This is a genomic window from Streptomyces sp. NPDC002130 (genome assembly GCF_040296465.1).
Taxonomy (GTDB): Bacteria; Actinomycetota; Actinomycetes; order Streptomycetales; family Streptomycetaceae; genus Streptomyces.
Map to the genome: position 1 here is coordinate 1 of NZ_JBEOXI010000312.1, position 8,065 is coordinate 8,065.

Below are 8,065 nucleotides of genomic sequence, written 5' to 3' on the forward strand. Positions count from 1 at the left end.
GGCGCCCTCGTGGGTGTGAGTGTGGGTGTGCGGGCGGGGCGCCAGGGGCGGCCGGTGGACAGGGGCCCCGTCCCGGACGGCGATCACCCGCTCCAGCAGGGTGTCGACGCCGGCGCCGGTGCGGGCGCAGGACCGCATCACCTCCACCCCCGGGTTGACCCGCCCGACGTTCTCCTCGAAGGCGGCCTCGTCGAACCCGGCCGGCCCGGACAGGTCGGTCTTCGTCAGCACCACCAGGTGGGCGGACCCGAAGGCGGTGGGGTACTTCAGCGGCTTGTCCTCGCCCTCCGTCACCGCCATGAGCACGATCCGCAGACTCTCGCCGAGGTCGTAGGACGCGGGGCAGACGAGATTGCCGACGTTCTCCACGAACAGCAGCGAGGTCCCCTCGGGCAGCCAGCTCTCGACGTGGCCGCGCAGCTGCCGCGCCTCCAGGTGGCACAGCCCGTCCGTCAGCAGCTGCTTCACCGGGGCTCCCGAACGCGCCAGCCGGTCGGCGTCGTTCTCGGTCGCGAGGTCGGCGGTGAGCGCGGCCACCGGAAGGCCCCGCTCCACCGCCCTGGCCAGCACCCGGCCGAGCAGCTCCGTCTTGCCGCTGCCCGGGCTGGACAGCAGGTTGACCACGCACACTCCGCGCCGGGCCAGCTCCTCACGCAGGCCCGCGGCCAGAGAGTCGTTCTTCGCCAGGACGGCCTGGGTGACCTCGTCCACGGAATCGCACATGGGCGCCGCTCCTCGCGGGTCGGTAGGGAAATCGTTCCGCTACCGATCCTCCGCGCCGCCGCTCACCGTGCCCGGCAGCCCGGCCGACGACAGGGCGGCGGATTCGTCCGGGCGGCTCAACGGGGGCGTGGCCCCCGGGTCGGCGAGCAGCACCGGCACCATCGCGTGCAGCGCCGCGACGGCCCGCCCCACCGCCTCCCGCACCGTCGCGCTGATGCCCGGGGCGATGTCCTCGTCGGCGGGCGCCCGCAGCTCCGGCTCACAGGCCAGCACCAGGACGCGGGGGAGCGGCTCCTCGCCCAGGTGGGCGGCCAGGGCGAGGACCTTCGCCGGGTCCATGCCGTGCGCTTCGGGCGGGGCGCCGGTGGTGGTTCCGCTGGGCAGGTCCGGCTCGATCAGCGACAGCGTGCCCGGCTCGTGCCCCCGCACGGCCGCGTCGACCAGGACGGCCGTGTCGTAGCCGTCGAGCAGCTCGTACGCCAGGTCCATGCCGCGGATGCCGAAGTCCCGCACCCGTACCTCCGGCGGCAGCGGGTGTGGGTCCAGGGCGCGGATCACCTCGGGGCCGAAGGCGTCGTCCGCGAGGAAGATGTTGCCTACGCCCGCCACGAGCAGCCGCGCGCTCACTGCGCCGCTCCCGTGGCCAGCGGCCGGGCGGAGCCGCCCGGGAGCTTGCGGACGAACGCGGACCGCAGCGCGTGGTACGGCGCCTCGGGGTCGAAGAAGAGGGCGCGCATGCGGGCGAGTTCGTCCCGCCGGTATTCGGCGAGCGGCCGCTGGAGCTCGTCCGCGTGACGTGCCGTGGCCTTGGCGGTGATCCGGCGGGGGAGATCCGGATCGCCGGCCAGGTCGGCGGCCAGCCGCTCGACCTCGGTGGCGAAGTCCTGGGCCGCGACCGGCACCAGACGGTCCACGAGTGAGATCCGCTCGGCGGCCGCGGCACTCACCGGCAGCCCCTCGCTCGTCAGCCGCTCCGCCGTCTCGTCGCCCGCCCGGCGGGGCAGCGAGTACGTCCAGAACTCCGACCCGTACAGGCCCATGTTCCGGTAGTGCGGGTTGAGGACGCTGCCCGTGCGGCACCAGACCTCGTCGGCGGCCAGGGCGAGCATCACCCCGCCGGCCGCCGCGTTGCCGCCGAGGGCCGCCACCACCAGCCGGTCGGTGGTGCGCAGCACCGCCTCGACCAGGTCGTTCATGGCGTTGAGGTTGGACCAGGACTCGGCCGCCGGGTCGTCCGCCGCCTCGATGACGTTGAGGTGGATGCCGTTGGAGAAGAAGTCGCGCGCGCCGCCGAGCACCACCACCGAGGTCGGGCGGGTGAGGGCGTAGCGCCAGGCGGCGAGCAGCCTGCGGCAGTGGGTGGTGCTCATGGCCCCGCCGGGGAACGAGAAGGTCAGAAAGCCGATGGGGCCGCGCTGCCGGTAGCGGATGTCGGTCCAGGTGGTGCGGTCCGGCGGCAGTTCGAGCGGGGCCGCGATCTCGGGCAGCCAGTACGGGCGGTCGTTCGAACCCGGCATGCCCGGGCCGCTGCCGGGCGGGGGCGGGAAGCCGGCGAGCACCGAGGCCGCGGGGCGGCGGAACGGCGCCGGGTCACCGGAGCTCTTGCGGGGGCGCAGTTCCGGAATCCACACCGCGCCGTCCCGGGTGGCCCGGCAGACCGCGCCGGCCCGGGTCGCGAGCAGCTCACCGGGCTCCCCGCGCAGCCGGTCCTCGGGGTGCCCGCCGTGCAGGAACACCTCCCGGCCGCAGACCTCGTCCAGGACGCCGGGCTGCGAGTCGGCCCCGCGGAGCTTGCGCAGCACCGTCGCCGTGTCGTCGTGCTCCCAGTCGATCCGCCGCTGCTCCTGGCGGAAGAAGTCCCGCCACACCACGTGGATTCCGGGTTCGCTCTGCGGACGTGGTTTGTACGATCCGTCGGCATAGCGCCGCACGGCCAGCAGCACGGCGGCCGTGGCGGCGTCCGCCAGCTCGTTGCGGTACACGTCGCTCTTGCCCGCCGGCGGCACCGGGAAGGAGCCGTCCGCCCACACATCCCCCGCGTCCATGGCCGCCTCGGCCTGCAGCACCGTGACGCCCCACTCCGACGCTTCCTCGGCGATCGCCCAGTCCAGCGCCGACGGGCCCCGGTCGCCGGGCGGCCCAGGGTGCACGATCAGGCAGGTGTGGTCCCGCCACACGTCCTCCGGCAGGGCCGACTTCAGCATCGGGGCGACGATCAGCTCCGGGCTTGTCTCGCGTACGGCGTCCCGGACGGCGTCGGGGCCGTGCGTGGCGAGCACGACGTCCACGTGGTGTCCCTCGTCCGACAGTTCGGCGTACACACGCTGGGACAGGCTGTTGAACGCGCTGGCGACGAGCAAGATGTCCATGACACGGCATGGTCGCCCGTCCCGGGAGGGCCGCGAAGGACCACGGCGGCGTTTCGCGGTGCTCATCCGCTTCCGGCGGAACGGCTGCGCGGCCCCCGCCGGGGCCCGGGCCTCCGGTCGTCCCGATCGGTGCGCCGCCGGGGGTCACGTCGACGTGGATGCGAGGACGTGGCACACCGGGCCGGGCACGGAGCGCGGGTCCGGTGCGTTCGGGGGTGTGGAACGCTGGGCGGGAGGGGCCGTGGTGCGGCCGCCGGACACGGGGGAGTGAGTGATGACGCGAGTGGGAGGACGGGCCGGTGGCGGCGCGCCGCGCGGGGTGGACGTGGCCCGGCTGGCCGGGGTCTCGCAGAAGACGGTGTCACGGGTCCTCAACGGGGAGCGCTACGTCTCCGAGGACGTACGCCGAAGAGTGCTCGCGGCGGCCGGGGAACTCGGCTACCGGCTGAACAGCGCGGCCCGGGCCCTCGCCTCCGGGCGGACCCGGTCCATCGGCGTGGTCACCCTCGGCACCGCCCTCTACGGCCCGGCCTCGCTGCTGATCGGCATCGAGCGGGCTGCGCGGGACGCCGGTTACGCGCTCCGGGTCGTCAACACGCTGGAAGGAGACCCGGGCGGTGTGGCCGGCGCGGTGGAGTCGCTGCTGGAGCAGGGCGTGGACGGCATCGTCGTCTCCGAGCCGATCGACGAGGGGCCGGTCTCCATCGGCGTCGACGTGCCGGTCCTCGTGCTCGGCGCCCCGGCGGCGTTCGGCGGTGCCCGCACCATGGCCAGGGGAGTCGGCGCCGAGCTCCTCGCCCGGACGGCCACCGAGCATCTGCTGGACCTCGGGCACGCGACAGTCCACCATCTCGCCGGCCCGCAGCGGTGGTTCGCCGCCCGGGACCGGCTGGAGGGCTGGCGCGGCGCCCTCGCCGCACGCGGCATCGCGCCGCCGCCGGTGCTGCAGGGCGACTGGTCGGCCGCGTCCGGATACGCGGTGGGCCGCGAGCTCGCCGCGCACGGTGACTGCACCGCCGTGTTCGCCGCCAACGACGACATGGCCATCGGCGTCGTCCGCGCCCTGACGGAGGCCGGGGTGCGCGTGCCGGACGACATCAGCGTGGTGGGCTTCGACGACATCCCCGTGGCCGCCTACGTGACCCCGCCGCTGACCACGGTGCGGCAGCCGTTCGACGCCGTGGCGCGGGAGGGGCTCCGGCTCCTGGTGCGGGCGATCGAGGAGCCGGACGCGGACCTGCCGCCGGCGTACGACCCGCCGGTCGACCTCGTCGTCCGCGCGTCCACGGCACCGCCGCCCCGGGGTGTTCGCCCGCATGGGGACGCGCCAGCCGGTCCACACTGATCAAGCGGCCTCCGCCTTGCCCGGGGCCCGGGCCTGACGCACGCTGTTCGTATGGGTGGGCAAGAAGGCCCTACGCTCATCAACTCCGTCCAGCGGGCCATGCGTCTGCTGGAGGCGGTGAGCGCGCACGAGAACGGCGCGCCGGCCAAGCAGCTGGCGCGCGAGACGGACCTGCCCCTGGCCACCGCCTACCACCTGCTGCGGACCCTGGTCCACGACGGGTACCTGCGCAAGCTGGACGACGGCGGCTTCGTCCTCGGCGACAAGCTGCAGACGCTGCAGTCCACGGGCCGTGCGCAGGCGCTGCTCAGTCGCGTCCGGCCCACCCTCGCCGCGCTGCGGGACGAGCTCGCGACGGCCGCCTACCTCACCTTCTACGAGGAGGGCGAGATCCGGGTCGCCGAGATCGTCGACGGCCCCGGGACGCCCCGCGTCGATCTCTGGGTGGGCTTCGAGGACGCGGGACACGCCACCGCGCTGGGCAAGTCCGTCCTGCGGGAAATGGACGAGGAGGCCCGCCAGGACTACCTCTCCCGGCACCACCTCGCCGACCTCACCCCGCGGACGATCACCAGCCTCCCGGAACTCCTCCGGAGGCTGGAGACGCCGCCCATGGCCCCGGCCGTCACGGACCTGGAGGAGTACGCGCTCGGCACGGTCTGCGTCGCCGTCCCGGTCTACAGCGGGGACACGCTCGGCTCCCTCGGCGTGTCACTGCCGTCGAACCGGTTCTCCCGGCTGCCGGAGATCCGCGAGCGGCTGCTTCCCACCGCGAGCCGCGTGACCAGGAGCCTCTCGCTCACCATCTGAAATCCCGCTCCTTGCCGGGGACCGTCCTCACCCCGTTTTCTGGATAAGTCAGACATTTCCGGGACGTGCCCCGCGCACAGGTGAGGACTGCGGACACCGACATGAGCCAAGCCCGTAACCATGGCGACGACCACCCGCCCGTACGGCCGTTCCGCAACCGGGTGGCCGGTGCCGGGACTTCGGCCCGCAGGCGCGCCGTCGCGCAGCTGGGCGCCGGCGCGCCGGCCCTGCCCGTCCTGGTCGTCGCCGCCGTCGTGTCCGCCGACCTCGCCGGCGGGGCGGGGATGATCTGGCTGCCCCTGCTCGCGGCCGGGCCCGCCCTGGCGGCCACGACCAACGGACCGCGCGGGGTCCTCTGCGTCGGCGTCCTCGCCGTGGTGGTCGGGGCGACGCTCGGGATCAGGGACGGAGTGCCGGGCCGGGAACTGGCCGCCGTGCTGTCGGCCCTGGTCGCCGTCACGCTCGCGAGCGGCCTGGCCGGCGTGCTGCGGGGACGCCGGGAGCGGGTGCTCGCCGCCGTCCGATCGGTCGCGGAGACCGCCCAGCACGCCCTGCTCAAACCCGTGCCGTCGACCGTCGGGCCGTTCCAGGTGGCCGTCCGCTACAGCGCCGCGGCGGCCGAGGCCCGTATCGGCGGTGACCTCTACGCCCTGATACCCACCCCGCACGGGGTGCGGCTGATCGTCGGCGACGTGCGCGGCAAGGGGCTGCCCGCCGTCGGGACCGCCGCCCTGGTGCTCGGTGTCTTCCGAGAGGCCGCCCACGACGAGCCCGACCTCCTCGCCGTGGTCGACCGGATCGAGCGGAGCCTCGCCCGCAACCTCGGCCGCGACGACTTCGTGACCGCCGTGGTCGCCGGGTATCCGCGGGAGGGGCAACTGGAGGTGGTGAACTGCGGGCACGCGCCCCCACTGCTGGTGCGTGCCTCCGGGAGCATCACCCCGGTGGATCCCGTGCATCCGGCGCCGCCCCTCGGACTGCGCGACCTCGCGGGGCACACCCCGGGACTCCACACGCTCCCCTTCGACGACGGCGACCAGCTGCTGCTCTACACCGACGGGGTCACCGAGGCCCGCGACGGAGGCCGCGCCTTCTACCCCCTGGCCGAGGGCTTGGAGCGGCATGTCTCCCAGGAACCCGCCCGCACCCTCGGCGCGCTCCACGAGGAACTGCTGGCCCACGTCGGCGGCAGGCTGCACGACGACGCGGCCCTCCTCCTCATCCGCAAGCCGACCGTGCGCACGGCGGAGGCAGAGACTCCCGCGGCGAGCGGCACGGGCCCGGACTCCCCGGCTCCGGTGCCCGGGGCGGAGTGCTGCTTCTGAGCGCCGTGGCGGCGGCACCGGCCCGGACGCTCCCGCTCCGGTGCGGCGGGGCGGTGTGCTGCTTTCTGAGGGCCGTGGCGGCGGCACCGGCCCGGACCGCTCCGGCCCGGTGCCCGGGGCGGAGTGGTGCTTCTGAGCGTCGTAGCGGCGGCACGGGTTTGGGCGTCCCGGCCCGGTGTGCGGGGTGGTGTGCTGCTTCTGAGGGCCGTGGCGGCGGCACCGGCCCGGACCGCTCCGGCCCGGTGCCCGAGGTGGTGTGGTGCTCGTGAGCGCCGCCGCGGCCACGGCAGCTCACTCCTCGCGCAGGTCCTTCACCCGGCGGATCTTGCCGACGGAACGCTCCAGGGTCTCCGGTTCGACGATCGTCACGTCGGCGGTGATGCCGATGCCGTCCTTGACGGCCCGGGCGATCGTCCCGGCCGCGGCCTCGCGCTGTTCGGGGCCGGTGCCGGGGCGGGTCTCGACACGGACGGTCATGTGATCCAGGCGGCCGCGCCGGGTCAGCCGGATCTGGAAGTGCGGGGCGACGCCGGGCGTGCGCAGCACGATCTCCTCGATCTGGCTGGGGAAGACGTTCACCCCGCGCAGGATGATCATGTCGTCGCAGCGGCCGGTGATCTTCTGGATGCGGCGGAACGCGGGCCGGGCCGTGCCGGGCAGCAGACGCGTCAGATCGCGGGTGCGGTAGCGGACGACCGGCAGGGCCTCCTTCGTCAGGGACGTGAAGACCAGCTCGCCCTCCTCGCCCTCCGGCAGCACCTCACCCGTGACCGGGTCGACGACCTCGGGGTAGAAGTGGTCCTCCCACACGTGCAGCCCGTCCTTGGTCTCCACGCACTCCTGGGCGACACCCGGCCCGATGACCTCGGACAGGCCGTATATGTCGACGGCGTGGATGTCCAGCCGCTCCTCGATCTCGCGGCGCATCTCCTCCGTCCACGGTTCGGCACCGAAGATGCCCACCCGCAGACTGCTCGCGCGCGGATCGAGGCCCTGCCGCTCGAACTCGTCGAGCAGCGTGAGCATGTAGGACGGCGTGACCATGATGATCTCGGGCCGGAAGTCCTGGATGATCTGCACCTGGCGGGCGGTCATGCCCCCGGAGGCCGGGATCACCAGACAGCCGGCGCGCTCCGCCCCGTAGTGCGCGCCGAGACCGCCGGTGAACAGCCCGTAGCCGTAGGAGATGTGCACCTTGTGGCCCGGACGCCCGCCCGCGGCGCGGATCGAGCGGGCGACGAGGTCCGCCCACATCGACAGGTCGTTCTCCGTGTAGCCGACCACCGTGGGGCGGCCGGTGGTGCCGCTGGAGGCGTGCACCCGCCGCACCTGATCCATGGGGACGGCGAACATCCCGAACGGGTAGGTGTCCCGCAGGTCGGCCTTGGTGGTGAAGGGGAAGCGGGACAGGGGCCACGAGCACGTTGCCAGGAATCAGATCGCAATGGGCCATGGCATCCTCAGCCGCCCCTCGCGGCAGATCACGCAAAGTT

6 protein-coding genes and 1 pseudogene are annotated in these 8,065 nt (G+C 74.0%); 3 read left to right on the forward strand and 4 right to left on the reverse strand.

What is annotated here, in order from left to right; genetic code table 11:
* The 3 genes from hypB to ABT116_RS36390 all read right to left on the reverse strand — a co-directional run.
* On the reverse strand, window positions 1–723 hold a 723-nt coding region (hypB, locus tag ABT116_RS36380), incomplete at its 3' end, for a hydrogenase nickel incorporation protein HypB (protein ID WP_351643039.1).
* 39 nt (window positions 724–762) lie between these two features.
* The gene (locus tag ABT116_RS36385) at window positions 763–1,350 is read right to left on the reverse strand and encodes a hydrogenase maturation protease (RefSeq protein WP_351643042.1); all 588 of its coding nucleotides are present in this window, start codon (window positions 1,348–1,350) and stop codon (window positions 763–765) included.
* Window positions 1,347–3,092 carry an enoyl-CoA hydratase-related protein gene (locus ABT116_RS36390; RefSeq protein ID WP_351643045.1) on the reverse strand — a complete coding sequence of 582 codons (1,746 nt, stop codon included), beginning with the start codon at window positions 3,090–3,092 and terminating at the stop codon, window positions 1,347–1,349. Before ABT116_RS36390 ends, ABT116_RS36385 begins: the two co-directional genes overlap by 4 nt.
* Before the next feature lie 274 nt (window positions 3,093–3,366).
* Here ABT116_RS36390 and ABT116_RS36395 point away from each other — a divergent pair, with 274 nt between their 5' ends.
* The 3 genes from ABT116_RS36395 to ABT116_RS36405 all read left to right on the forward strand — a co-directional run bounded on the left by ABT116_RS36395 (window position 3,367) and on the right by ABT116_RS36405 (window position 6,572).
* Window positions 3,367–4,437 carry a LacI family DNA-binding transcriptional regulator gene (locus ABT116_RS36395; RefSeq protein ID WP_351643048.1) on the forward strand — a complete coding sequence of 357 codons (1,071 nt, stop codon included), beginning with the start codon at window positions 3,367–3,369 and terminating at the stop codon, window positions 4,435–4,437.
* A gap of 51 nt (window positions 4,438–4,488) precedes the next feature.
* Window positions 4,489–5,247 carry an IclR family transcriptional regulator gene (locus ABT116_RS36400; protein ID WP_351643051.1) on the forward strand — a complete coding sequence of 253 codons (759 nt, stop codon included), beginning with the start codon at window positions 4,489–4,491 and terminating at the stop codon, window positions 5,245–5,247.
* A 101-nt stretch (window positions 5,248–5,348) separates the two neighbouring features.
* Entirely contained in the window at window positions 5,349–6,572 is a 1,224-nt protein-coding gene (locus tag ABT116_RS36405) for a PP2C family protein-serine/threonine phosphatase (RefSeq protein ID WP_351643054.1), read from the forward strand.
* Between the two features lie 291 nt (window positions 6,573–6,863).
* On the opposite strand, the pseudogene ABT116_RS36410 reads toward ABT116_RS36405, so the two are convergent.
* Window positions 6,864–7,982 (reverse strand): annotated as a pseudogene (locus tag ABT116_RS36410) (AMP-binding protein); the annotation flags it as partial.
* Window positions 7,983–8,065 lie beyond the last annotated feature (83 nt).

Coding starts and splice junctions, on each gene's coding strand:
- ABT116_RS36405 (WP_351643054.1), top strand. CDS start 5,349: ATGAGCCAAGCCCGTAACCATGGCGACGACCACCCGCCCGTACGGCCG.
- ABT116_RS36395 (WP_351643048.1), top strand. CDS start 3,367: ATGACGCGAGTGGGAGGACGGGCCGGTGGCGGCGCGCCGCGCGGGGTG.
- ABT116_RS36390 (WP_351643045.1), bottom strand. CDS start 3,092: ATGGACATCTTGCTCGTCGCCAGCGCGTTCAACAGCCTGTCCCAGCGT.
- ABT116_RS36400 (WP_351643051.1), top strand. CDS start 4,489: ATGGGTGGGCAAGAAGGCCCTACGCTCATCAACTCCGTCCAGCGGGCC.